A 24995-nucleotide genomic window follows, 5' to 3' on the forward strand; every position below is an offset into this window, starting at 1 on the left:
CTCCCCAACTCCCGTCCCTCGGCTACGCCCTGCGCGCCGCGATCGCCTCGTGCACCATGCCGACCAACAGATCGTCCGCGTCCGGACGGCCGAACTCGGCGGCGGCGGCGGACATCGCCGTCAGCCGGCCCGGGTCGGTGAGCACGGGGAGCACGTTGTCCCGCACCCACTCGGGGGTCAGCTCCGCGTCGTCGATCAGCAGCCCACCGCCGGCCTTGACCAGCGGCTGCGCGTTGAGCCGCTGCTCGCCGTTGCCCACCGGCAGCGGCACATAGGCCGCCGGCAGACCGACCGCCGACAGCTCGGCGACCGTCATCGCGCCGGCCCGACAGAGCATCATGTCCGCCGCCGCGTAGGCGAGATCCATCCGGTCCACGTAGGAGAGCGGGACATAGGGCGGCATGCCCGGCATGGTGTCCGGCTGCGGCAGCTCGTTCTTCGGGCCGACCGCGTGCAGCACCTGCACCCCCGAACGCTGGAGCACCGGCACCGCCGAGGCGATCACCTCGTTGAGCCGGCGGGCGCCCTGCGAACCGCCGGAGACCAGCAGGGTCGGCAGGTTGGCGTCCAGACCGAAGTACGAACGGGCCTGCTGCCGCACGGCGGCGCGTTGCAGCGTGGCGATGGAGCGACGCAGCGGGATGCCCAGATAGCGGGCGTGCCGCAGCTTGCTGTCCGGCGTGGAGACGGCGACGAACTTGGTGTAGCGCGCGCCGATGCGGTTGGCCAACCCGGGGCGGGCGTTGGCCTCGTGCACCACGATCGGCACGCGTTGCCGCTTGGCCGCCAGATAGCCGGGCAGCGCCACATAGCCGCCGAAGCCGACCACACAGTCCGCCTTGGTGCGTTCGATGATCTCCTCGGCCGCCCTGATGGTGCCCCGCAACCGCCCCGGGACCGTGATCAGTTCGGGGGTGGGTTTCCGAGGCAGCGGCACGGCGGGGATCAGCCCCAGCTCGTAACCCCGCTCGGGCACCAGACGGGTCTCCAGGCCGCGCTCCGTGCCGAGCGCCGTGATGCCCACCGTCGGATCATGTCTGCGCAGGGCGTCCGCGAGGGCGAGCGCGGGCTCGATGTGGCCGGCGGTCCCTCCGCCAGCGAGGACTACATGCACCGATTTTCACCGCTCTCCGGACGGCGCCGACTTCGCGCGCCGTCTCATCGTCTTTCTTCTCAGCCCAGGTCCCCGCATGGCCAGTGCGGCCTTCGCCGCCGGCTCGCCGCGCGCGAAGGCGATCAGCAGTCCGACGGCGAACATGGTCGGCAGCAGGGCGGAACCTCCGTAGGAGAACAGCGGCAGGGGCACACCGGCGATGGGCAGCAGACCCAGCACCGCACCGATGTTGATCACGGTCTGGGTCATCAGCCACGCGGTCACCCCTCCCGCGGCGTACCTCACGAAGGGGTCCTCCGTGCGTCCGGCCACGCGGATACCCGCATAGCCTAGAGCCGCGAAGAGGCCGAGTACGGACAGTGTGCCCGCCAGGCCCAGCTCCTCCCCGGTGATGGCGAAGATGAAGTCCGTGTGGGGCTCGGGCAGTTCGCCCCATTTCTCCACACTGGCCCCGAGGCCCGAGCCGAACCAGCCGCCCGAGGCCAACGCATAGATGCCGTGCACCGCCTGCCAACAGCGGTCGTTCGGCCCCGGATCGGTGGCGCCGAGACAGGCGAGGCGGTCCATCCGGTGCGGAGCCGTGGCCATGAAGAGCGTGAACAGCACGCCGGCCGCGAGCAGCACCCCGACGAAGAGCCGGGTGGGGGCGCCGGCCAGCCACAGCAGCGCGAACAGCACGGCCACCAGGATCATCACCGTGCCCATGTCGCCGCCGACCATGACCAGGCCGAAGACCAGCAGCGCCCCGGGCAGCAGCGGGATCAGCAGATGCCGCCACTGGGTCAGCAGGCCGCGCTCGCCCTTGCGGGCCAGCAGGTCGGCGCCCCACAGCAGCAGGCCCAGCTTGGCGAACTCGCTCGGCTGGAGCTGGAACGATCCGCCCACCGCGATCCAGCTGGTGGAGCCGTTGACCTCGACGCCGATGCCGGGCACCTGGACCAGCACCAGCAGCAGCACGGCGAAGGCCAGGAACGGGTAGGTGAGCGCGCGCAGCAGCCGGACGGGGATCCGGGAGGCGATCAGCAGCAGCACGCCGCCGAGCACCGCGGCGAGCAGTTGCTTGCGGAAGTAGAAGGTGACCGGGTGCTGGTAGCGCAGCGCCTGGATCTGGGAGGCGGAGAAGACCATCACCAGGCCCAGCAGGGTGATCAGCAGGGTGGTGCCCAGGATCACGTAGTAGGCCGTCAGCGGGCGGTCCCAGGCCTGTCGGAGCCGCTCCAGGAAGCGCGGCCGGCGCGGGGGGCGCGGCACCGGCGCGCGCCGGGCCTGGCGCCGGGGCGCGGGCCGGGGCGGGCGCTCGCGCTGGGCGCCGCGCCCGGCTCGGCCGGCCGGCGCGCCGGCGCGCGCCAGGGCGCCGACGGCGGCGGGGCCGAGGACGTGTGCCGTCGCGGCCGGCGGCCACCTCATGTCGTCCCCTCCTCGGGCCCGCGACGGCGGGCGCGGGCCGCCGGTGGGCTACTGCTCGTTCGGTTCCTGGTCCACGGGGTCCGTGGCCAGCTGACGCACGGCGGCGGCGAACGCGTCGCCGCGGACGTTGTAGTTGGTGAACATGTCCATCGACGCACAGGCCGGCGCCAACAGCACGGTGTCCCCGGGGCGGGCCAGGCGGGCCGCCTCGGAGACCGCCGCCGCCATCGCCCCAGTGTCGGTCCGGTCGAGGTTCACGACCGGCACATCCGGCGCGTGTCGCGCCAACGCCTCGGCGATCAGCCGCCGGTCGGCGCCGATCAGCACCACGCCGCGCAGCCGGTCGGCCGACGCCGCGACCAGCTCGTCGAAGGTCGCGCCCTTGGCCAGGCCGCCGGCGATCCAGACGATCGACGGATAGGCGCTGAGCGAGGCGAGCGCGGCATGGGTGTTGGTGGCCTTGGAGTCGTCCACGTAGGCGACGCCCGCCACCGTCGCCACCTGCGAGATCCGGTGCGGGTCGGGACGGTAGTCGGCCAGGCCCCGGCGGACCGCGTCGGCCGGGACCCCGTAGGCCCTGGCCAGCGCGGCGGCGGCGAGCGCGTTGGCGACGTTGTGCGGGGCCGGCGGGTCGACGTCGCCGACCTGGGCCAGCTCCTCGGCCACATCCGGCCGCTCCACAAAGGCGCGGTCCACCAACAGGCCCTCGACCACGCCGAGTTGGGAGGGGGCCGGCGGGCCGAGGGTGAACCCGACGGCCCGGCATCCCTCGACCACGTCGGCGGCCCGCACCAGCTCCTCGGTGGCCTGGTCCGCGACGTTGTAGACGCAGGCCACCTCGTTGCCGGCGTAGATCCGGCCCTTGTCGGCGGCGTAGGCCGCCATCGAGCCGTGCCAGTCCAGGTGGTCGGGCGCGAGGTTGAGCACCGCGCCCGAGTGCGCGCGCGGCGAGGGCGCCCAGTGCAGCTGGTAGCTGGACAGCTCGACGGCGAGCACGTCGTACGGCGGGTCGGCCAGCACCGCGTCCACGACGGGGACGCCGATGTTGCCGACCGCCGCCGTCCGCAGCCCGGCCGCCGCCAGGATGGCGGCGAGCATCCTGGTGGTGGTCGTCTTGCCGTTGGTGCCGGTGACCGCGAGCCAGGGCGCCGCGCCGGGCCCGCGCAGCCGCCAGGCCAGCTCGACGTCGCCCCAGACGGGCACGCCCGCCTCGGCCGCGGCGGCGAAGAGCGGGTGCTCGGGGCGCCAGCCGGGCGAGGTGACGACGAGCTCCGTGCCCTTGGGCAGGGTGTCGCCGTCGCCCAGACGCACCTCGACACCGGCGGCGGTCAGCTCGGCCGCCTGGGCGCGCCGCCGTTCGCCGTCCCCACCGTCCACCAGGGTCACCTCGGCTCCCCTGGCCAGCAGGGCGCGCGCCGCGCCGTCGCCGCTGACCCCCAGGCCGGCGACGGTCACCCGGCGGCCGGCGAACTCGGTCTCCCGCACCGTCCCGTTCACCAGTCGGCCACCCAGGTTCCGTAGAAGATGCCGATGCCGACGATCACGCACATGCCCTGGATGATCCAGAATCTGACCACCACCAGCACTTCGCTCCAGCCTTTCAGCTCGAAGTGGTGCTGGAGCGGTGCCATCTTGAAGACGCGTCTGCCGGTGAGTTTGAACGAGCCGACCTGGATCACCACGGACATGGTGATCAGCACGAAGAGTCCGCCGAGCACGGCGACCAGCAGCTCGGTGCGGGAGACGATGGCCAGGCCGGCGAGCGCGCCGCCCAGGGCCAGCGAGCCGGTGTCGCCCATGAAGATCTTGGCTGGTGAGGTGTTCCACCACAGGAAGCCGAAGAGCGCGCCCATCAGGGCCGACGCCACCACGGCCCCGTCGAGCGGATCTCGTACCTCGTAACAGCTCGCGCCGGCGGTGGCGAACTCGGCGCAGGTCTGGCCGTACTGCCAGACGCCGATGAAGACGTAGGCGCCGAAGACCATCACGGCGGCGCCGGTGGCCAGTCCGTCGAGTCCGTCGGTGAGGTTCACCCCGTTGGACATCGCCAGGATCATGAACAGGGCCCACAGCACGAAGAGCACCGGGCCGATGGACCAGCTGAAGTCCTGGGTGAAGGAGAGGTGGGTGGAGGCCGGTGTGAGGCCCCGGGAGTCGGCGAAGTTCAGCGAGAGGATCGCGAAGGCGACACCCACGATGAACTGGCCGAGCATCTTGGCGCCGGCCCGCAGGCCCAGGCTCCGCCGGCGGACGATCTTGATGTAGTCGTCGAGGAAGCCGACCAGGCCCATGCCGGCCATCAGGAAGAGCACCAGCAGCCCCGAGATGGTGGGCTGTGAGCTGGTGACGACCTTGGTGACCGTGTACGCGATCAGGGTGGCCAGGATGAACGCGATGCCGCCCATGGTCGGGGTGCCGCGTTTGCTGTGGTGGTCCCTCGGCCCGTCGTCCCTGATGTACTGGCCGTAGCCGCGGCGGGCGAGCACCTTGATCAGCAGCGGGGTGCCGACCAGGGTGAGGAAGAGCCCGATGGCTCCGGAGAAGAGGATCTGCCTCATCGGGCCGCGACCTCACCATCGACGTCGGCCGCCAACGTCAGGGCCACCTGTTCGAGCCCCACCGACCTGGACGCCTTCACCAACACCACGTCCCCCGGTCGTAGCTGACCACGCAGCAGCTCGACGGCTGCCTGAGCGTCGGACACACGCACCGACTCCTCACCCCACGAACCCTCGTTCTTGGCGCCCATGTCCAGCCAGGCGGCCTCGCGACCGCCCACGGACACAAGCCTGTTGACGTTGAGCCGGACGGCGAGCCGTCCGACGGCGTCGTGCTCGGCGAACGCGTCGTCGCCGAGCTCGGCCATCTCGCCGAGCACGGCCCAGGTGCGGCCACCCTCGTTCCTGGTGGTGCCGCCCATGTGGACCAGCGTGCGCAGCGCGGCGCGCATGGAGTCCGGGTTGGCGTTGTAGGCGTCGTTGACGATCACCACGCCGTCCGCTCGCTCGGTGACCTCCATCCGCCACTTCGAGAGCGGGCCGGCCTCGGCCAGGGTTTCCGCGATGGCCGACGCCGACATGCCTACCTCATGCGCCACGGCCGCCGCGGCAAGCGCGTTCGACACATGGTGCTCACCGTACAACCGCATCGTCACATCGGCGCACCCGGTGGGGGTTCTGAGGGAGAACGTGGGGCGGCCCTCAGGTGTCAGTCGGGCGTTCTCCGCACGAATGTCCGCGTTCTCCGACTCGCCGAAGAGGACCACCCGCGCCCGGGTGCGCTCGCTCATCGCGCGCACCAGCGGATCGTCGGCGTTGAGCACGGCGACGCCGCCGTCGTCGGCCGGCGGCAGCGCCTCCACCAGCTCGCCCTTGGCGCGGGCGATGGTCTCCCGGTCGCCGAACTCGCCGATGTGCGCGGTGCCCACGTTGAGCACCGCGCCGATCCGCGGCGGGGTCAGGTCCGTGAGGGAGCGGATATGGCCGACTCCCCTGGCGCCCATCTCCAGCACCAGGTAGCGGGTGGTCTCGTCGGCGCCGAGCACGGTCAGCGGCAGGCCGATCTCGTTGTTGAAGGAGCCCGGGGTCCAGACCGTGGGCCCGACGCGCCGCAGCAGCTGCGCGATCAGGTCCTTGGTGCTGGTCTTGCCCGCGGAGCCTGTGAGTGCGACCACCGTGGGGTCCAGGGTGCGCACCACGTGTCGGGCCAGCGCGCTGAGCGCGGCGACCACATCGTCCACCACCACGGCCGGCACGCCGACCGGTCGGCCGGCCAGCACCAGGGCGGCGCCGTCGGCCACCGCGCGCTCGGCGAAGTCGTGCCCGTCCACCCGGTCGCCTGGCAGCGCGGCGAAGAGCGAGCCGGGCTCGACCAGCCGGGAGTCGATGACCACGGGGCCTGTCACGCGGGGCGGCGCCTGAGGTATGTCGTGCGGCTCTCCCCGCACGACCGTGGTGAGCTGAGCAACGGAAAGGGGGATCACTTCAGCGGGCCTCGCCTGGCTTCGGATGGGTGGTCGGGGGTTTCGCTCGGTGGTCCTGGGTGATGTGCCGCTCCCCCACGGCACGTTCGATCGCCGCGCGCAGCTCGACCCGGTCGTCGAAGGGCCGGATCACGCCGGCGATGTCCTGGCCCTGCTCGTGTCCCTTGCCGGCCACCAGCACGGTGTCCCCCGGCTCGGCACGGGCCACGGCGGCGCCGATGGCGGCTGACCTGTCCTCCTCCAGGAGGACGGTGCCACGCTCGTGCACCGGCACCTCGGCGGCGCCGGCGAGCATCGTGGCGAGGATCGCGAGCGGATCCTCGGAGCGCGGGTTGTCCGAGGTGAGCACGGCGGTGTCGGCCAGTCGGGCGAGAGCGGCGCCCATCGCCTGACGCTTGTGCGGGTCCCGGTCCCCCCCGCAGCCGAGCACCGCGTGCAGCCGTCCCTCGGTGACCTTGCGCAGCGCCTGGAGCACGGACTCCACGGCGGCCGGCTTGTGCGCGTAGTCCACCACGGCCAGATAGGGCTGGCCCGCCCGCACCCGTTCGAGCCGGCCGGGCACCCCCGGCACGGCGGCGATGCCACGGGCGGCGACCTCCGGGTCGACCCCGGCGGCGTCCAGCGCGGCGATGGCGCCCAGCGCGTTGGAGACGTTGAAGGGGCCAGGCAGCGGCGCGGTGGCCGACAGCCGGACGCCGCCGGGGCCGAGCACCGTGAACGTGGAGCCGACCGCGCCCAGTTCGACGTCGTCGGCGCGCCAGTCGGCGTCCGGGTGGCCCTCGGCCGAGTAGGTGGTGACGGGCACCCCTGACTCGGCGGCCAGCCGGCGGCCCCACTCGTCGTCCAGGTTCACCACGCCGGCCCGGGACCTGGCCTTGGTGAACAGCTTGGCCTTGGCCTGGAAGTAGTCCTCCATGTCGAGGTGGAAGTCCAGGTGCTCGGGGCTGAGGTTGGTGAAGACCGCGATGTCGAAGACGCAGCCGTCCACCCGGCCCATGGTCAGCGCGTGGCTGGAGACCTCCATGGCCACCGAGCGCACCCCGCGCTCCCGCATCACGGCGAAGAGCGCCTGGAGTTCGGTGGCCTCGGGGGTCGTCCTGGTGGACTTCACCCGCTCGTCGCCGATCCTGGTCTCCACGGTGCCGATCAGCCCGGTGCTCTCGCCCTCCTTGGCGGCCTCCCGCAGCCCGCCCTCGATCAGATAGGCGGTGGTGGTCTTGCCCGCGGTGCCGGTGACCCCGATCTGGAGCAGGTCCCGGCCCGGCTCGTGGTAGATGGCGGCGGCCAGCGCGCCCATCCGGGCGCGCGGCTCCGGCACGGTCAGCACCGGAAGACCGGTGGCCGCCGCGCGGTCGGTGCCGCTGGGGTCCGTGAGCACGGCGACCGCGCCCAGGCTCGCGGCCTGGGCGGCGAAGTCGGCGCCGTGGAACCTCGCCCCTGGCAGGGCCGCGTAGATGTCGCCCGGGAGCACCGCACGGGAGTCGTGGGTGATTCCGGTGACCGAGGGTCCGTCCGGCAGCTCGGCGCCCAGCTCCGAGGCCAGCGCCGCCAGGGGCACCGGCCGCAGCTGCCGGGGACGTGGGGCCGCCGGGAAATGATCAGCTTGTGCCACGGCGGTGAGCGTACCGGGCGGGCCGGGGGTGGAGCGAAACGAGGTGGACCGGTCGGTGGTGGTTCTCACGTGCCTGTGCTCCGCTTTCGTCGGATGGGGTGCTCCGCGTGTCCTTGGCCACGGGGGTGTCTCGCGTCTGGTCGGGACTCGTCTGGTCTCATCCGCGTCGTGTTCGTCCGAGGACTGTCCCAGGATCAGGTTGGTCCGAATCTTGTCGGTCCGTGGTCACTCACCGGCCGGGAACTACTCCTCCGGGTCGAAGGTGACGGGCAGGCCGGCGAACTCCGTTCCGGTCGGGGGCACCTGGAGCGCGGCCAGCGAGAACGCCATCACCTCGTTGAAGACCGGACCGCACACCTCGCTGCCGGTGTAGGCGCCCTCGGTGGGGTTCTGGACGGCGCAGTAGACGGTGACGCGGGGGGCGTCGGCCGGCGCGAACCCGGCGAAGGAGGAGGTGTAGCCCGAGTAGGCGCCGGTCTCCGGATCCACCCGGTTGGAGGTACCCGTCTTCCCGGCCACCCGATAGCCGGGGATTCGGGCGGCGGAGCCGGTGCCCTCCTCGCTGGCCACCACCGTCTCCAGCATCCGGGACAGCTGCTCGGCCGTCTCCTCGCCGACCACCCTGGTCCGCTCCGGCTCGGGGGCCGGCTCGAACTCGCCGTCCTCGCCGCTCCAGCCGCGCACCAGGGTGGGCGCGATCCGTTCGCCGCCGTTGGCGACCGTGGAGTAGACCGAGGCCGCCTGCACCGCGTTGACGGAGAGACCCTGGCCGAACGGGACGGTGTACTGCTGCGAGGCGTTCCAGTCGCCTGGCGGCGCGAGGATGCCCGCCGTCTCGCCCGGGAAGCCGAGCCCGGTCGGGCGGCCGAAGCCGAAGGCGTCCAGATACGAGTGGAGCACCTCGTTGGCCTCCGGCTGGGTCTCGCCCAGCTCCTCGGCGGCCAGGATGGTGCCGATGTTGCTGGAGTGGGCGAGCACGCCGGCGAGGGTGAGGTAGAGCGTCTCGTGCTCCTCGTGGTCGGCGAAGCTCCGGTCGGCGCGCGGCAGGCGGTTGGGCACCGTGACATGGGTGTCGGTGGCCGCGGCCTCCTCCTCCAGCACGGCGGCCATGGTGATCAGCTTGCTGGTCGAGCCCGGCTCGAAGGCGTCCTGGAGCGCCGGGTTGCCGAGCGCGTCGGGGTTGGCGCTCGCCACGTCGTTGGGGTCGTAGCCCGGGCTGTTGGCCAGCGCCAGGATCTCGCCCGTGGTGGTCTCCTGGACGACCACATAGCCGCCGTCCGCCTCGGACCGCGCCACCTGCTGGGCGATGGCGTTCTGCGCGGCCCACTGGATGTCGCGGTCCAGCGTCAACTCGATGTCGGAGCCGGGCACCGGCGGCTGCTCCCGCTCGCCGGCCGTGGGCACCCGCCGGCCACCCGACTGCGCGTAGGTGACGAGTCCGTCCTCGCCGGCGAGAGCCGCGTTGAGCTGCGCCTCAAGACCGCCGGCGCCCTCCCCCTCGCTGTTGACGAAGCCGAGCACGGCGGCGGCCAGATCCTCGTTGGGATAGACCCGTTTGGCGGTCTCGGTGGCGAAGACGCCGGAGAGCACCTGATCGCCCGTGCCCTTGCTGGCCTGTTCGGCGAGGGTGCCGCGCAGATCGCGGATCTGCCGCCAGGTCTGCGGGGTCTGCGCCCTGGCCAGCACCGCGTAGCGGCTGTCCTGGTCGTCGAGCAGATCGGCGAGCTCGGCCTCGTCGCGGCCCAGGATCGGCGCCAGCAGGGCGGCGGCCTGCTCGGGCGCGTCCGGCACCCCCGACTCCGCCTCGCTGAAGAGCAGCGGGTCGGCCGTGATGTCGTACGCGTCCACGGTGGTGGCCAGCGAGGTGCCCGAACGGTCCGTGATGTCGCCGCGTTCGGCGGCCAGCGGCACCGTCACATAGCGGTTGAGCGCGGCCTGCTCGGTGTAGGTGGCGGCGCCCACGGCCTGCACCTGGACGAGGCGGACCGCGAAGGCCAGCATGACCAGGGTCAGGCCGAGGCCCACCAGCCGCAGCCGGGGGCGCGGGTTGGCCAGCGGCAGCCCGCCGGAGCCGCCGCGCTCAGCGCGCCCCCGCCGTGGCCGTGGTGGTCTGGGGGAACTCATGGCACCTCCCCTTCGGTGGATGGTCCCTGACGGCCGCCGCCGGCGTGGACGAACGGGCCGACGTCCTGGCGTGGTTCACGGGGTCTGTCCTTCGGCGGGCGCGGTGGCGGGCGCGTCCGCCGGGCTGGTGGCACCGGGCGTCGGCTCGACCGGTGCCGGCGCGTCGTCGTCGGGGTCGGGGTCGGGGTCGGCGGCAGGGGCCTCGGGCGCCGGCTGCTCGGCGGGCGGCGCGGGAGCCAGGGGCTGGTCGGCCGACTCGGCCTGGGGGGCGATCGGCTCGCGCGGGAGCTCGTCGGCGGGCTCGGCCGGCTGCTCCGCCCCTTCCTCTCCTTCTCCCGCCGGTTCCTCCGGCTCCTCCGGCTCGGGCGCGGGGGCCGGGGAGTCGTCGCCCAGCACGGTCCCGTCGGGGCCGAGGAAGGCCGGCGGTCCGGCCGGGACCAGGCCCAGCTCCTCGGCGCGCTCGGCCAGCGCGCCCGGCGCCGAGTGGCCGTCGACCTCGGCCTGGAGCCGCTGCTGTTCGTCGGTCAGCTCCTGCGTCTCACGGCGCAGTTCGCTCAGCTCGAACGAGCCCTGGTTCAGGGAGGCGTTGAGGATCAGCAGCGCCAGCATGCCGGCGCCCAGCAGCACCACGACCAGCAGCACGAACGGGGTGCGGGCGGCCGTGGCGGCCTGCCCGGGGGCCAGCCCGGCGATCCGGGCCAACCGGGTCTGAGGTCCCGCGCGCCGGCTCATCCGGCCTCCCGGACGCGCTCGGCGGCGCGCAGCCGCGCGGGCGCGGCGCGCCGGTTCGCCTGGACCTCCTCTTCGGACGCCTGTTCGGCGCCTCGGGTGAGCAGCCGCAGCCGGGGCTGGTACTGCTCCGGGATCACCGGCAGTTCGGGGGGCGCCGTATGCGCGGCGCCGGCCGCCAGGACCCGCTTCACCAGCCGGTCCTCCAGCGAGTGGTAGGAGAGGACGGCGATCCGGCCACCGACGGCGAGCGCGTCGACGGCGGCCGGCATGGCCCGTTCCAGCACCGTCAGCTCGCCGTTGACCTCGATGCGCAGCGCCTGGAAGGTGCGCTTGGCCGGGTTGCCGCCGGTGCGCTTGGCCGCCTGTGGGAGCGCCTCCCTGATGAGGGCGACCAGCTCGGCGCTGGTGGTGAAGGGGGCGTTCGCCCGGCGCCGCACCACCGCCTCGACGATCTTGCGGGCGAACTTCTCCTCGCCGTAGGCGCGCAGCACCCGCACCAGCTCGCCCGGCGGGTAGGTGTTGAGCACATCGGCGGCGCTGGGGCCGCCGGTCTGGTCCATCCGCATGTCCAGCGGGGCGTCCCTGGCGTAGGAGAACCCGCGCTCGTCCTCGTCCAACTGCATCGAGGAGACGCCGAGGTCGAAGAGGACGCCGGCGACTCCCGGCACCCCCAGCCGGGCCAGCACATCGGGCAGTTCGTCGTAGACGGCGGGCACCAGGGTGGCGCGGTCGCCGAAGCGGGCCAGCCGCTCGCCGGCCAGGCGGAGCGCCTGCGGGTCGCGGTCCAGGCCGATCAGTCGGGCGCTCGGGAAGCCGTCCAACAGCGCCTCGCTGTGGCCGCCGAGGCCGAGGGTGCAGTCCACCACCACGGCCCCCGGGGCACCCAGCGCCGGGCCCAGCAGCTCCAGACAGCGGTGAAGCATCACGGGGCTGTGCCGGACTTCCGGCGGCCGGTCGTTGCTGGTCGTCATGCGCCTTCCGAAGGGGATCACGCGCCGTGTTCGAAGGGAGGTTCCGAGGGGAGGTGCGGCATGTGGCGGGCGATGACGGCGGCCTGCTCGCACGCCTCCCCGTGCGCGTCACACTAGCCCACCTGTTTCCCCGGTCAATCACTGAGGTTGATCGGGTGCGGCGTTTCGCCGTTTCGCCGAAACGGCGAACGTCACGTCGGCGAGGGGCCCGCCGAACGAGGCGCTGTGAGCCGCATCACCCCTGTTCCGGGCGTTCGCCCGCGATGCTCGTACTACCGTCGCGCGTATGTCGAAGACGGTCACAGACGAGTTGGTCAACGCCAATCTGCGCTATGCGCAGGACTTCACCGATCCCGGGATGAACGCCCGCCCCGTGCGCAAGGTCGCGATCGTCGCGTGCATGGACGCGAGGCTCGACCTGCACGCCGCGCTTGGCCTGGACCTGGGCGACTGTCATACCATCCGTAACGCGGGTGGAGTGGTGACGGACGACATCATCCGATCGCTGACGATCAGTCAGCGCGCGCTGGGCACGAGCTCCGTGGTGCTGATCCACCACACCAACTGCGGACTCCAGGAACTGACCGAGGACTTCCGGCAGCAGCTGGAGCGGGAGGTCGGGCAGAAGCCCAGCTGGGCCGTGGAGTCCTTCACCGACCTCGACCAGGACGTGCGGCAGTCGATGGCCCGTGTGCGGACATCGCCTTTCCTCCTCCACACTGATGACGTACGCGGTTTCGTGTTCGAAGTGACAACCGGTCTCCTGCGGGAGATCGACCCGTCCGGCGCCTCCAGCCGGTGAGCCGCGCGTGCCCGCCTTCGGACGGCGGTCGCGCGGGTGAACGCCGAGGTCGGCAGGGGGTCGGCGGGTGGATGAGAAGTCCCCTCCGGGGGCGCCGGTGCCTCGGACCGGGGCATGGACAAGGGTGGAGGATGGCCGGTTGACGACCTATGAGGACCATTCGAAGGTCACCGATCTGAGCGCCACGACGGAGCAGGTGCGCCGTGCCGTGGAGAGCGTGATCGAGGGCAAGCCGGAGGTGGTCCAGCTGTCCCTCACGGTGTTGCTCGCCGGAGGGCACCTGCTGCTGGAGGACGTGCCGGGGGTGGGCAAGACCATGCTGGCGAAGGCGCTGGCCCGGTCGATCGACTGCTCGGTGCAACGCATCCAGTTCACCCCCGACATGCTGCCGTCGGACATCACCGGCGTGAGCGTCTTCGACCAGACGCGCAAGGAGTTCGAGTTCAAGCCGGGCGCCATCTTCGCGCAGATCGTGATCGGCGACGAGATCAACCGCGCCTCGCCCAAGACCCAGTCGGCGCTGCTGGAGTCCATGGAGGAGCGCCAGGTCACCGCCGACGGGCACACCTACGAACTGCCCGAGCCCTTCATGGTGATCGCCACCCAGAACCCGGTGGAGATGGAGGGCACCTATCCGCTGCCCGAGGCGCAGCGGGACCGTTTCATGGCGCGTGTATCCGTCGGCTATCCGAGCCCGGAGGCCGAGGTGCGGATGCTGGAGCACCAGGCGGGCGGCCCGCGGATCGACGCGCTGCGCCCGGCCGCCCACGCGGACGAGATCCTCAAACTGATCGAGACGGTGCGGCAGGTGCATGTCTCGGACCCGGTGCGGCGCTACGCCGTCGACCTGGCCGTGGCCACCCGCAACCACCCCGAGCTGCGGCTCGGCGCCTCGCCGCGTGCCACGCTGCACCTGCTCCAGGCCGCCAAGTCGGCGGCGGCGCTGGCCGGGCGTGGCTTCGTGCTCCCCGACGACGTACAGCGACTGGCCATCCCGGTGCTGGCCCACCGGCTGCTGCCCAGCCCTCAGGCCCAGTTCAACCGGCGGAGCACGGAGCAGCTGGTGGCGGACATCCTGCGGCAGACCCCGATGCCCGACCCCTACGGCGCCCAGCGGCCCCGGGGCTACTGATGGCCGCCTCCTGGCCCGGCGCAGGTGCCGGGACGCCGGTGAGCCAGGACGCGGAGGAGCGGGGCCCGCTGCGGGCCGCGTTCGCCGGGCTGACGACGCGCGGGCGTTCGTTTCTGGCCGCCGGCGTGGCGTCGGCGGCCTGTGCCTATGTCCTGGGCCAGCCCGACCTGTTGCGGGTCGGCGCGCTGCTGTACCTGCTGCCGGTGATCGCCGTGCTGACGCTGTACCGCACCAGGGGCCGGGTGACGGCGACGCGCTGGCTGGAGCCCACCCGGGTGCCGGCCGGGCAGGAGTGCCGGGTGTATCTGCGGATGGAGAACACCACCCGGACGCCCAGCGGGGTGCTGATGCTCCAGGACCGGGTGCCCTACGTGCTGGGGCCCCGGCCGCGTTTCGTGCTCGACCGGATCGAGCCGGGTGGGCGGCGCGAGGTCAGCTACCGGGTCCGCTCCCAGCTGCGGGGCGTCTATCCGCTGGGGCCGCTCCAGCTGCGGCTGGCCGACCCGTTCGGCATGGTCGAACTGACCAGATCGTTCCGGGCCCACGACACCATGACCGTGCTGCCCGCCATCGAGCCGTTGCCGCAGGTGCGGCTCGGCGGCGGCGCCCGGGGGGCGGGCGCGGGGCGCCGGCAGGCGTTGGCCCTGGCCGGCGAGGACGATCTGATCCCGCGCGCCTACCGGCACGGCGACGATGTGCGCCGGGTGCACTGGCGGTCCACCGCGCACCGTGGCGCCCTGATGGTGCGCCGCGAGGAGTCCCCGCACCAGGCACGGTGCACGGTGCTGCTGGACACCAGACGCGCGGGCTATGTGCTGGGCGGCACGTCGGCCCCGTTCGAGCGGACCGTGTCGGCCGCCGCCTCCGTCATCTCCCATCTGGCGCAACAGAACTACGAGGTCACGCTGTTGACGGACACCGGCGCCCAGCTGCCCCCGCCGGGCGGCGGTGGGGACGCGATGGAGCTGGCCGCGCGGCTGATGGACTTCCTCGCGGTGGTGGACCACTCCGACGAGCCGGGCTTCGAACGGGCGCTGGCCGCGCCGCGCGGTGCCGATCCCGAACTGCTGCTCGCCTTCCTCGGCTCGGTCGACGCCGGCTCGGCCGCGCTGCTGGGCAGGATGCGGCAGCGGTCCACCGGCGGCGTGGCCCTCGTCGCGGCCGGCCAACTGGATCCGGCGATCGAGAACGAACGGCTGGCGGCGCTGCGGCGGGCCGGCTGGATCGCGCTCGCCCAGCACCCGGGTGTGCCGCTGGCCTCCCTCTGGGAGCAGGCGGCGGGCGAACTGTCGAGCACGGGCGGAGGGCGAGCGTGACCGGCACCCCCGGATACGGCGACATCAGGACGACCGCCGCGGCCTGGCTGGCCACCCTGCTGGCCGCCGCCTCGCTGCTGCCGCTGGTCGACGACAGCGACTGGCTGCTCCAGGCCGGGCTGCTACTGGCGGTGGTGTCGGGGGCCGGCGTCCTGCTGCGGCTGACGCGGCTCCCCGCCGGCCTGATCGCGCTCTGCCAACTCCTGCTGAGCCTGGTGCTGCTCACCGCCGCCACGGCCAGCGAGTACGCGGTGGCCGGCTTTCTGCCGTCGCCCGCCGTGTTCGACCGGTTCGGGCAGCTGATCAGCATCGGAGCGGACGACATAGGCCGCTACTCCACCCCGGCGCCGGCCACCACCGGCATCCGGCTGATGGTGATCGGCGGGGTGCTGCTGATCGGCCTGCTGGTCGACCTGCTCTCCGGCGCGCTCCGCAACGCGGCGGCGGCCGGGCTGCCGCTGCTGGCGCTGTACTCGGTCGCGGCCGGCGTCGGCCAGGGCGCCGCCGGCTGGAGCTACTTCGGCCTGGCGGCGGCCGGCTATCTGCTGCTGCTCCTCAGCGAGGGCCGAGAACGGGTGACGCGGTGGGGCCTGTTCTTCGGCAGCCTCGGCGGCGGACGGTGGATGACCGCCAGGGACCACGCCCAGGCCGCCGGCCCCCGGCTGCGCAGCGGGCGGCGCATCGGCGCGGTGACCCTGGGCGTCGCGCTGCTGGCCCCGACGCTGCTCCCCACCCTGGACGAGGGCCTGCTGGATCTGAACGGGGACGGGGGCGCCAACAACGCCGCCGGCGTCGCCGTCAACCCGGTGGTGGCCCTCCAGGACCAGCTCAACCAGCCGCAGAACCTCGAACTGCTGAGCCACCGCACGGACTTCGCCACGCCCTCGGACATCTATCTGCGGCTGGTGGCGCTCGACCAGTTCAACGGGACCCAGTGGGCCTCGTCCGAGTGGCACGAGGACGACGCGCCCCCGGCGCCCTGGGCGGTGCCGGGGCTGTCGCCCGAGGTGGCGGTGGAGAGCGCGGTGACCGAGATAGAGGCGTCCGCCGCCTACGCCCAGCGGTCCCTGCCGGTGCCCTATCCGGCGATCTCGGTGCGGGCCGAGGGCGACTGGTCCTTCGACCGGGGCTCGCAGACCCTCGTCTCGCACAACTCCTCGCTGACCACCAGCGGCCTGCGCTACCGGGTCGAACACCTCGTGGTGACGCCGACCCGCGAACAGCTGGCCGGGGCGCCCGAGCCCCGCGAGGACTTCCAGGAGTACTACACCCGGGTGCCGGACACGCTGCCGCAGGAGGTCGCCGCGACCGCGGAGGAGGTCACGGCGGGAACCACCAACCACTACGAGCGGGCGGTGGCGCTCCAGGAGTGGTTCACCTCAAGCGGCGGCTTCCGCTACGACACCACGGTGGAGTCGGGCAGCGGCAACGACGCGATCGTCAACTTCCTCAATCAGAAGGAAGGTTTCTGTGTCCACTTCGCCTTCACCATGGCGTCGATGGCACGGACTCTTGGCATCCCGTCCCAGGTCGCGGTCGGGTTCACCCCCGGCAGGGCGACACCGGGCGGCTACTACCAGGTCGGGGCGCACAACGCGCACGCCTGGCCCGAGCTGTACTTCGAGGGTGTGGGCTGGGTCCGGTTCGAGCCGACGCCGGGACAGGGCAACGCGCCCGGCTACACCCTCCCCGAGCGGGTCGAGCCCGACGACGGGCCCACGCCCGAGCCGGAGCCTTCGGAACGCCCCGAGCCGACCGAACCCTCCCCCTCCCCCTCGCCCACCACCCCGGACCGCTGCGACCCGGCCGTCGACGGGAACTGCGGCGACGAACCCGTCACGCCCGAGCAGGACCGGGACGAGGCCGGCTTCGCCTTCTGGCCGCTCGCCTGGGGCGGCGGCGGGCTGCTGCTGGCCCTGGTCCTCGCCGGCCCGCTGCTGTGGCGGGCCAGGCAACGGGCCCGGCGGCTGCGGCCGGACGCCGGCCCGCTCGGCGCCTGGCGCGAACTGACCGCCAGCGCCTGGGACTACGGCATCACGCCGGTGGCCAGCGAGACGCCCCGGCAGACGGCCGAACGGATCATCCGGGTCGCGAAGCTGCCCCCCGAGTCGGCGGCCGGCGTCCGGGAGTTGGCCACGGCGGTCGAGGCCGAGCTGTACGCGCCACCGGAGGACCGGGCACCGTCCTCGGCCGGCTACACCCCCCAGATCACGGCGGCCCGCACCGGCCTGGCCACCGACCTCCCCCTCCTCACCCGCCTCCGCGCCCGCCTCCTCCCCCGCTCCACGCCTGCCGGCGGCTAGCGGACTCGGAACTCCCCAGCCTTCGTCCGGGGGGTGCCCGGGGGAACTCCCGGACGCCAGGCCGGGGCAGCCGCTCGCTGGCCACGAAGAACCAACGACGCACCCCCGGGCCGCGCACCGGCGGTGCGCCAGGCCGAGGACCGGCCCGTTCCCGCCCGGGCGGCGTCCGGGCGGGGAGGGCTGTGCCGCCGGCGGCGGGCGCGGGCGCGACACGCCAGGCGGCGCGGTGCCCGACCCGGGCGGCGGTCCCGCCGTGGCGCGCCACGGCGAGGCCGGCGGGGGCTCCGGGGCACCCGCCCCTCGCCGCCCTGCCACCGCACGGCCCGGCACCGGCGTGGCACGGATGGCCTCGGCCCACCCGGCGGCGGGGCCAGCCCGCGTCAACGGCGAACGCCCCCGGGGGAAGCCGCCCCGCGCGGCGGTGGCGTGGCGCGCTGGGTCTCGGCCGGACCGGCCCGCGGGGCCCGGTGGCGTGCGCGGTTCGTGGATCTCCGGGCGGCGGCGCCAGTCGGGTGAACCGGCATGGCCGCCGGCGGCGGCGGTGTCCTCGCCGGAGACTCCGAGGCAAGGCGTCCGGCCGCCGGCGGAGCACCGTTCGGGGCATCTACTCCGAAGGAGTGAAGGCGTACGACATGGCGAGGGACCGCCCCTGCGAGGGCGGCCCCTGGTGTGGCGCGCTTCGGGAAGTGCCGGGTGGCCCGGCCGTCACTCGTCGCGCGCGTCCCTGCGACGCTGCCAGCGGTCCTCGATCCGCGTCATCATGGACCGCCGTTTGGTGCCGCGCTGGCGGCGACCGCCCGTGGCCGGGCGGCCCTGCGGCTCGCCCTGTTGCACGGGCACCCTGCGCCATCCGGTGACCGCGATCACCGCGCAGCCGAGCATGATCAGAAAGCCGATCACGCTCAACCAGATGAGCTGAGCGACCATGCCCCCCATGAGGAGGCCGATGCCCAGCACGAAGCCGGCGATCGCCTGGTAGACCCGCTTGCGCGTGACGGTGCGCAGCTCGGTGCCCTCAAGCGTTGTCGCGAATTTGGGATCTTCGGCGTACAGCGCGCGCTCCATTTGTTCGAGCATGCGCTGCTCGTGGTCCGAGAGCGGCACGGAGTCCTCCTACTCGTCGGTCGCGGTGGCGACCGTTTCCGACCCTTCAAGGATAGGCAGGTAAGTGTTCCTGTGAAACCCACCCCTGTACGCCAATATCGCCCACCAACCAGCACGCGGGACACCCCGGGGATGGTCCTCTTCTTCCCCTGGTTGCCATCGGTCATGCCGGAGGGCTGATCCCGATGATACGAGGAGTCTGGCTATGCTTCGCCCGGAAGCTCGGCCAACACATGGAGCTGTCCCGCCACCGCCTGAAAGGCCGGGTGCGCGGCGGCCTCCGCCTCCAGGCGGGCGAGCGCCTCCACGCCGTCCGACGCCCCGTCCAGCAGGGTGCCGGGCAGCAGGTCGGCGAAGATCCGCACCCCGTGCACCTGGCCGGGCACCAGGCCGGCGCCGGTGACGAGCGTGGTGAGCCGCGCCACCGTGAAGCGGTGCGGCACCGGGTCCCCCGCGCCCCAGCGGCCGGCCGGGGCGGCGAGGGCCGTCCTGGCCTCCGTGAACCGGCCGGCGAGCGCCCGGGAGAGCACCGCCCCGCCGACGCCGGCCGTCAGCAGGCTCAGCGTGCCGCCGGCAGGGCGCAGCGCGCCGGAGACGGCGAGCAGGCCGGCGGCCGGATCGTCCACGTACTCCAGCACGCCGTGGCAGAGCACCAGATCGAACCCGCCGCGCCCGGCGACCTCCAACACGTCGTGGGTGTCGCCCTGGACCCCGCGCACGGCGTGGGCGACGCCCTTCTCCGCCGCTCTGCGCTCCAGGGCGAAGAGGGCGTCGGGGCTCGGATCGACCACCGTGACCCGGTGTCCGAGGCCGGCCACCGGGACGGCGAAGCTGCCGCTGCCGCCGCCCATGTCGAGGACCTCCAAGGAGGCGCTGCCGGCCCGCTCGGAGCGGTCCAGCAGTGCCCGCCGCAGGACATCCCACACCACCCCCGTACGCGATGTGGCGTGCGGCCCGGACAGCGGATCACCCGCGTGACGGGCGCTCGACTGTGACGGCATGGCGCGGGGCTCCTCGCTGTGACGGGGAAGGGGCTCCCCCAGCCTACTTCGCGGTCGACCCCCCGGCTCCGTGGTCGGCGCGCAGCACCGGCTGGCGCAGCAGCATCTCCTCCACCAGGCGGAGGAAGAACCCGGCGGCGCGGCGCAGTTCGTCGGCGTCGGCCCGGGTGGCCACGCCTCGGATGCCGGCGTCTATCCGCGCCCGCCGCTCGGCGCTGGCCGCGAACAGGACGCTCCACTCCATCAGCTCGGGCGCCACCTCGGGCAGCACCTCCCAGACGCTGCGGATGCGCCGGCGGCCCCTGGGGGTGACCTCGGCCCGCGCGCGTACCGCGAGGACGGCGGCGGCGGCACGCAGCGCCGCGAGGTGCGCGGCGACGAACGCGTCGCCCGGATCGGGCGCCACCGCCGCCTCGGCCAGGCCGCGTTCGGCCTGGGCCAGTAGATCGAGCGCGGCGGGGGGCGCGGGGGCCCGGCGCGGCACGGGGTGCACATCAGTCGGGAATCCGGTCATGACGAGCCTCCAGTCAGTCGCCATTCAGCGGTCCAACGGTCCGACGGTTCCACGCGGTCAGCGCAGTTGTGCACATGGTGGCGCATGGCACTGACAATCCCCGGCGCACGGCTCTGGCCAGGGGAGAGACAATCGCTGCATGACAGCTTCGAGCCCTCGGCGCAGCGCGACCCGACAGCGGCTCTACCGGGCCGCCGTCACTCTCTTCGCGGAGCAGGGCCTCTCCGCCACCACCGTCGAGCAGATCGCCGAACGGGCCGGCGTCGCCAAGGGGACCGTCTACTACAACTTCTCCAGCAAGACGGAGTTCTTCGAGGCGCTGCTGCGGGACGGGGTGGAGCCGCTGACGTCGGCGCTGCGGCGGTCGGCCGCGGCGGCGCCCGGCGGCGCGTTGGACGCGCTGGACGCGATGGCACGGGCTGGCCTGGTCTTCATCACCGACAACGCCGACTTCACCCGGCTGCTGGTGGCCGAGCAGTGGCGCACCAACCGGGCCTGGTATCCGAGCCTGTTGGCGGTGCGTCGGCAGGTGGCGGGGGTGGTGGAGGACGTGCTGGCCGACGGGGTGAAGTCCGGGGAGCTGCGCTCCGACCTGGACATCGAGCTGATCTCGGGTGCCCTGGTCGGGATGGTGGTGCTGGGGGGCCTCGACTGGCTGACGTTCCATCCGGAGCGGGATCTGGAGGATGTGCGGCTGGCCCTGTCGACGGTGGTGCGGGGCAGGTTGGGCGAGGGCGGGCCGGCCGAGGGGGGCGCGCGATGAGCGACGGGGCCGAGGTGCGCGACGTCGTGGTGGTGGGCGCGGGGATGGGCGCCCTGGCCGCCTCGGCGCGGCTGGCGTCGGCCGGCCGCCGGGTGACGGTGGTCGAGCGCGGTGCCACCCACGGGGGCGCGGTGGGGCGGCTGGAGCGGGACGGGTTCGTCTTCGACACGGGGCCGGGGGTGCTGCATCTGCCGGCGGTCTGGCGAGACCTCTTCCTGAAGACCGCGCCGAGGGTCAGGGGGCGGCGCGGCGCCGGGGAGTTGGCGGAGTGTGTGCGCCTTGAGCGGTTGGCCGATCCCGCGGTCGAGCACTGGTTCGCGGACGGCACGGTGCTGCGGCTGCCGGGGTTCTCGCCCGGTGGGGTGCGGCGGGCCCTGGACGAGACGCTGGGGGCCGGTGCCGGCGAGCGGTGGGGGGCGCTGTTGGGGCGGGCCAGGGAGACCTGGGAGGCGACCAGGCGTCCGCTGCTGGAGGAGCCGCTGACCTCGGCGGGGGAGCGTGCGGCGCTGCTGCGCGATCCGTTTCCGGCGCGCCGGCGCGGGGTGTTGCGCCGGCGCGCGCCCACCCTGGCCGAGTTGGCCGGGGCCGAGCTCCGCGACAAGCGGTTGGCCTCGGTGCTGACCGGGCTCGTGCAGGAGTACGGCCTCGACCCGCGGCGGGCGCCGGCGAGCGCCGCCGTGCTGGCCTATGTCGAGCAGACCTTCGGCAGTTGGTATCCGGCGGGCGGGATGCGGGCGTTGGCCGACGCGCTCCTCCAGCGCTGTCGGGAGCGCGGCGTGCGGTTCGAGTTCGGCGTCGAGGTCGAGGAGGTGCTGGCCGGGGAGGGCCGGGCGGCCGGCGTGCGGCTGGCGGGCGGGGAGACGCTCGCTGCGGACGCGGTGGTGTGGGGCGCCGCGCGCCCGGGGGACGAGGCCGCCGGGCTCGGCAGGTTCAGCCTCTTCGTGGCCCTGGACGGCGCCCGCCCCGCCGGTGCCGCGCACCGCGCGGTGCTGCACGGGGAGGGGCCGGCGATCTCCGTGCTGCGCCCGGACGACGCCGCGCTGTGGCCGGGCCCCGAGGGGCATACGGCGGTGCTCTCGACACTGGTGCCGGCGCATGGCCCCGGCGGAGTGGACTGGACGGCGCCCGAGGTCGCGAAGGCGCAGGCCGAGCGGCTGTTGGACGCCGCCGACGCGGCCGGTCTCGCGCCGCGCGCGCGGATGCGGTGGCATCTCTCGCGCACGCCCAGGGATGTCGAACGGGACACCGGGGTGCCCGGCGGCGCGGTGCGCCCGCCGGCGCTCGCCGGGGCGGACGGGGCGTTCCTGGCCGCGCCCAACACGGGGCGGCTGGCGGGCGCCTACCGGGTGGGGGGCCTGGCCCACCCGGGCGGCGGGCTGGCGCACGCGGGGATGTCGGGGGCGTTGGCGGCCGGGCTGATCGTGGAGGGCCAGGACTGGCGCGGCTCGTACTGAGCGGCCGGCGCCCCCGAACGCGGCCGAGGATGGCCGGAAAGCTCCGTGGATCGGCTCAACCGCGCGGGCTCGGGCAGTCGTTCAGCGGCGGCGGCGGTTCAGTAGCGGCCGTCGTTGTTGTAGTAGTAGCCCTGCCCCGAGGAGTCGTAGCCGGTCTGCTGGGGGTAGCCCTCGGGCTGCTGCTGCGCCCAGCCGTAGCCCTCGGCGTCGTCGGGCGCGGGCTCGCGCTGCTGGGGGACCCAGACGCCGCCGGGCGGGGTCTCCTGGTAGGTGGGGGTGCCGCCGCCCTGGCCCCACTGGCCGCCGACGGACGACTCGTCGGTGTAGCCGGGGGGTTCGGCGCCGCCGAACCCGGTGGGCTGGCCCAGCTGGTCGGCCTGCGCCGCGTACTCCCCCGAGCCCTCCCAGCCGGTCTGGTAGCCGTAGCCGTCGGTGCCGCCCGCCAGATACTGCCCCTGCTCGGTGTAGCCGGTGGCCGCCGCGTAGTTCTCCTGGTAGGCGCCGGGGTAGGGCTCGCCGTAGGACGCCTCGGCCGCCGGCTCCCGGTAGCCCTCCTGGTAGGGCTCGGCGTAGGGCTGTCCGCCGTATATCTCGCCGCCGAACTCCGCGCCGGCGTACGCCGGTTCGGCGCTCTCCGGGGCCTCGGACGGGGCGGGGGGCGGCGGGGGCGGGAAGGGCGGGGCGCCGTGCTCGCCCGCCTCCTCGCCGGCCGGCTCCTCCTCGCCCCTGGACGCCCGGCGGCGCCGGCTGGTGCCGGGCTTGCCGCCCAGCGCCCAGCCGGTGGAGAAGCCCCGGCGGAAGGAGAGCGTGACAAAGGTCTGACCGGTGGCGAAGGCCGCGGCGCCGAGGGCGATGACCGGCACCGCGTTGACCAACACCCCGATCACCACGCCGAGGAAGCCGAAGAAGGCGACCAATCGCCAGCGCAGCCGCGCCTTGTACTGGAGCAGGACCTCACCGAGCAGCCACAGGGCGACGAAGCCAAACGCGATGTAGAGGACCGTCCAGCCCATTACGCCCCTCTCCGCACAGAGTCAGGACCGCGTGTGCAGCCCCAGGTTCTTGTAGACGTCCAGCGTTGCCGTGGAGTGGCTCGACGTGTTCAGCGTGATGAAGTGCAGGCCAGGAATGTCCTCGTCCATCAGCCGCGCACACAACTCGGTGGCGAACTCGATCCCGACCGAGCGTACAGCTATCGGGTCGTCCTTGACCGCGAGGATGCGCCTTTTCAACTCGGCGGGAAACGCGGTGTTGCTGAGCTGCTGGAACCGCTCGATCTGCCGCACGTGGGTGATCGGCATGATCTCGGGGATGATCGGCGTCTCACACCCCGCGGCGGCCACGCGCTCGCGCAGCCGGAGGTAGTCCTCCGGGTAGAAGAACATCTGGGTGAGCGCGAAGTCGGCGCCGGCGCGGCACTTGGCCACGAAGTGGCGGATGTCGGTCTCCCAGTCGGTGGACCTGGGGTGCATCTCGGGGAACGCGGCGACGCCCACACAGAAGTCGCCCGACTCCTTGATCAGCCGCACCAGCTCGGCGGCGTAGGTGACGCCCTCGGGGTGTCTGATCCACTCCCCCATCGGGTCGCCGGGCGGATCGCCGCGCAGCGCCAGCATGTTGCGGATGCCGGCGTCGGCGTACTGGCCGATGATGTTGCGGAGTTCGGAGACGGAGTGCTGGACGGCGGTGAGATGCGCCACCGGGGTCAGCGTGGTCTCGGTGGCGATGCGCTCGGTGGCCCGCACCGTCCGCTCCCGCGAACCGCCGCCGGCGCCATAGGTGACGGAGACGAATGTGGGGCCGACGGCCTCCACTCGCCTGATGGCGTTCCACAGCGTCTGCTCGCCCCGTGCGGTCTTGGGCGGTGAGAACTCGAAGGAGAATGATCGCTTGCCGGCGGCGAGCAGATCACGGACGGTCGCGGCGCGATCCGACATGGTGCTGGGAATCCCTAGGGCCATGCCAGCAGGCTACCCAGCGCCCCGGCTCGGCGGGGGTGTCGTCCGGGAGTCGGACGCCCGACGGAGACGGCGCGCGAACGAGGCGGCGGCGGCGCCCGGATCGTCGGCCTCCGTGATCGCCCGCACCACGACGACCCGCTGTGCGCCGGCGTCCAGCACCGCGTCCAGTCGCTCGGCGTCGATGCCACCGATGGCGAACCAGGGCAGCGTCGGGTTCAGCGACGCGGCATGGCGGACCAGCGAGAGCCCTGGCGCCGGGCGTCCCGGCTTGGTGGGCGTGGGCCAGCAGGGACCGACGCAGAAGTATCCGACCTCGGGATCGGCCAGCGCCGCCGCCACCTCGTCGGGGGTGTGGGTGGAACGGCCGATCAGCGGGCCCTCGCCCAGGACGGCCCGGGCGGCCGGCACCGGCAGGTCTCCCTGCCCGAGGTGCAGCACATCGGAGCCGGCTGCGTGCGCCACATCGGCCCGGTCGTTGACCGCGAGCAGCCGGCCGTGCCGCCGGCAGGCGTCGGCGAAGACCTGGAGGTACTCCAGCTCCTCGGCCGCCTCCAGCTCCTTGTCACGCAGCTGGACGATGTCCACGCCGCCGGCCAGCACGGCGTCGAGAAAGGCGGGCAGGTCCCCCTGCCGCCGGCGGGCGTCCGTGCAGAGATAGAGCCGCGCGTCGGCGAGCATGGCGATCCCCCCTGAGGGTGGCGCC

General features: G+C 73.5%; 21 protein-coding genes. 6 read left to right on the forward strand and 15 right to left on the reverse strand.

What is annotated here, in order from left to right; genetic code table 11:
• Positions 1–22: 22 nt before the first annotated feature.
• The 9 genes from murG to rsmH all read right to left on the reverse strand — a co-directional run bounded on the left by murG (position 23) and on the right by rsmH (position 11942).
• Positions 23–1114 (reverse strand): undecaprenyldiphospho-muramoylpentapeptide beta-N-acetylglucosaminyltransferase, encoded by a 1092-nt coding sequence (murG, locus tag K4G22_RS05250; RefSeq protein ID WP_228078497.1) that lies wholly within the window; start codon positions 1112–1114, stop codon positions 23–25.
• 6 nt (positions 1115–1120) lie between these two features.
• Positions 1121–2521 carry a putative lipid II flippase FtsW gene (ftsW, locus tag K4G22_RS05255; RefSeq protein WP_228078498.1) on the reverse strand — a complete coding sequence of 467 codons (1401 nt, stop codon included), beginning with the start codon at positions 2519–2521 and terminating at the stop codon, positions 1121–1123.
• A 48-nt stretch (positions 2522–2569) separates the two neighbouring features.
• A complete protein-coding gene (murD, locus tag K4G22_RS05260) occupies positions 2570–4018 on the reverse strand; it encodes a UDP-N-acetylmuramoyl-L-alanine--D-glutamate ligase (RefSeq protein WP_228078499.1) in 1449 nt (482 codons plus the stop codon).
• The gene (gene mraY / locus K4G22_RS05265; protein ID WP_228078500.1) at positions 4015–5079 is read right to left on the reverse strand and encodes a phospho-N-acetylmuramoyl-pentapeptide-transferase; all 1065 of its coding nucleotides are present in this window, start codon (positions 5077–5079) and stop codon (positions 4015–4017) included. Before mraY ends, murD begins: the two co-directional genes overlap by 4 nt.
• Positions 5076–6503: a UDP-N-acetylmuramoyl-tripeptide--D-alanyl-D-alanine ligase gene (locus K4G22_RS05270; protein ID WP_228078501.1), complete on the reverse strand. Its 1428-nt coding sequence runs from the start codon at positions 6501–6503 to the stop codon at positions 5076–5078. The genes mraY and K4G22_RS05270 overlap by 4 nt, the downstream gene beginning before the upstream one ends.
• A gap of 1 nt (position 6504) precedes the next feature.
• Positions 6505–8184, reverse strand: coding sequence for a UDP-N-acetylmuramoyl-L-alanyl-D-glutamate--2,6-diaminopimelate ligase (locus K4G22_RS05275; protein ID WP_425336605.1), 1680 nt, complete (start codon positions 8182–8184; stop codon positions 6505–6507).
• A gap of 174 nt (positions 8185–8358) precedes the next feature.
• The gene (locus K4G22_RS05280; protein WP_228078503.1) at positions 8359–10239 is read right to left on the reverse strand and encodes a peptidoglycan D,D-transpeptidase FtsI family protein; all 1881 of its coding nucleotides are present in this window, start codon (positions 10237–10239) and stop codon (positions 8359–8361) included.
• A 75-nt stretch (positions 10240–10314) separates the two neighbouring features.
• Positions 10315–10971, reverse strand: coding sequence for a cell division protein FtsL (ftsL, locus tag K4G22_RS05285; protein WP_228078504.1), 657 nt, complete (start codon positions 10969–10971; stop codon positions 10315–10317).
• Positions 10968–11942, reverse strand: a complete 975-nt coding sequence (rsmH, locus tag K4G22_RS05290) for a 16S rRNA (cytosine(1402)-N(4))-methyltransferase RsmH (protein ID WP_228078505.1) — start codon at positions 11940–11942, stop codon at positions 10968–10970. Before rsmH ends, ftsL begins: the two co-directional genes overlap by 4 nt.
• 286 nt (positions 11943–12228) lie before the next feature.
• Here rsmH and K4G22_RS05295 point away from each other — a divergent pair, with 286 nt between their 5' ends.
• From K4G22_RS05295 to K4G22_RS05310, 4 genes are all read left to right on the forward strand, one after another.
• Positions 12229–12744 carry a beta-class carbonic anhydrase gene (locus K4G22_RS05295; protein ID WP_228078506.1) on the forward strand — a complete coding sequence of 172 codons (516 nt, stop codon included), beginning with the start codon at positions 12229–12231 and terminating at the stop codon, positions 12742–12744.
• 139 nt (positions 12745–12883) lie between these two features.
• Positions 12884–13876 (forward strand): AAA family ATPase, encoded by a 993-nt coding sequence (locus K4G22_RS05300; protein ID WP_228078507.1) that lies wholly within the window; start codon positions 12884–12886, stop codon positions 13874–13876.
• Positions 13876–15192 carry a DUF58 domain-containing protein gene (locus K4G22_RS05305; protein ID WP_228078508.1) on the forward strand — a complete coding sequence of 439 codons (1317 nt, stop codon included), beginning with the start codon at positions 13876–13878 and terminating at the stop codon, positions 15190–15192. Before K4G22_RS05300 ends, K4G22_RS05305 begins: the two co-directional genes overlap by 1 nt.
• Positions 15189–17495, forward strand: a complete 2307-nt coding sequence (locus K4G22_RS05310; RefSeq protein ID WP_228078509.1) for a transglutaminase TgpA family protein — start codon at positions 15189–15191, stop codon at positions 17493–17495. Before K4G22_RS05305 ends, K4G22_RS05310 begins: the two co-directional genes overlap by 4 nt.
• A 705-nt stretch (positions 17496–18200) precedes the next feature.
• Here the strand turns inward: K4G22_RS05310 and K4G22_RS05315 are convergent.
• The 3 genes from K4G22_RS05315 to K4G22_RS05325 all read right to left on the reverse strand — a co-directional run bounded on the left by K4G22_RS05315 (position 18201) and on the right by K4G22_RS05325 (position 20114).
• Positions 18201–18599 carry a DUF3040 domain-containing protein gene (locus tag K4G22_RS05315; RefSeq protein ID WP_228078510.1) on the reverse strand — a complete coding sequence of 133 codons (399 nt, stop codon included), beginning with the start codon at positions 18597–18599 and terminating at the stop codon, positions 18201–18203.
• 203 nt (positions 18600–18802) lie between these two features.
• Complete coding sequence (locus K4G22_RS05320; RefSeq protein ID WP_228078511.1) at positions 18803–19600, reverse strand: methyltransferase; 798 nt, start codon at positions 19598–19600, stop codon at positions 18803–18805.
• A gap of 43 nt (positions 19601–19643) precedes the next feature.
• Positions 19644–20114: an SAV_6107 family HEPN domain-containing protein gene (locus K4G22_RS05325; protein ID WP_228078512.1), complete on the reverse strand. Its 471-nt coding sequence runs from the start codon at positions 20112–20114 to the stop codon at positions 19644–19646.
• Between the two features lie 139 nt (positions 20115–20253).
• Between K4G22_RS05325 and K4G22_RS05330 the strand changes: the two genes are divergently transcribed.
• Together K4G22_RS05330 and K4G22_RS05335 are read left to right on the forward strand one after the other, a co-directional pair.
• Entirely contained in the window at positions 20254–20877 is a 624-nt protein-coding gene (locus tag K4G22_RS05330) for a TetR/AcrR family transcriptional regulator (RefSeq protein WP_228078513.1), read from the forward strand.
• Positions 20874–22331, forward strand: a complete 1458-nt coding sequence (locus tag K4G22_RS05335) for a phytoene desaturase family protein (protein ID WP_228078514.1) — start codon at positions 20874–20876, stop codon at positions 22329–22331. Before K4G22_RS05330 ends, K4G22_RS05335 begins: the two co-directional genes overlap by 4 nt.
• 98 nt (positions 22332–22429) lie before the next feature.
• On the opposite strand, the gene K4G22_RS05340 is transcribed toward K4G22_RS05335, so the two are convergent.
• The 3 genes from K4G22_RS05340 to thiE are packed head-to-tail and all read right to left on the reverse strand — an operon-like array spanning position 22430 to position 24970.
• Positions 22430–23344, reverse strand: coding sequence for a hypothetical protein (locus K4G22_RS05340; RefSeq protein WP_228078515.1), 915 nt, complete (start codon positions 23342–23344; stop codon positions 22430–22432).
• A 21-nt stretch (positions 23345–23365) separates the two neighbouring features.
• A complete protein-coding gene (gene metF, locus K4G22_RS05345) occupies positions 23366–24292 on the reverse strand; it encodes a methylenetetrahydrofolate reductase [NAD(P)H] (RefSeq protein ID WP_228078516.1) in 927 nt (308 codons plus the stop codon).
• A gap of 9 nt (positions 24293–24301) precedes the next feature.
• Positions 24302–24970, reverse strand: coding sequence for a thiamine phosphate synthase (gene thiE / locus K4G22_RS05350; RefSeq protein ID WP_228078517.1), 669 nt, complete (start codon positions 24968–24970; stop codon positions 24302–24304).
• Positions 24971–24995 lie beyond the last annotated feature (25 nt).

The sequence above is a fragment of the Streptomyces profundus genome (assembly GCF_020740535.1).
Classification (GTDB): domain Bacteria; phylum Actinomycetota; class Actinomycetes; order Streptomycetales; family Streptomycetaceae; genus Streptomyces; species Streptomyces profundus.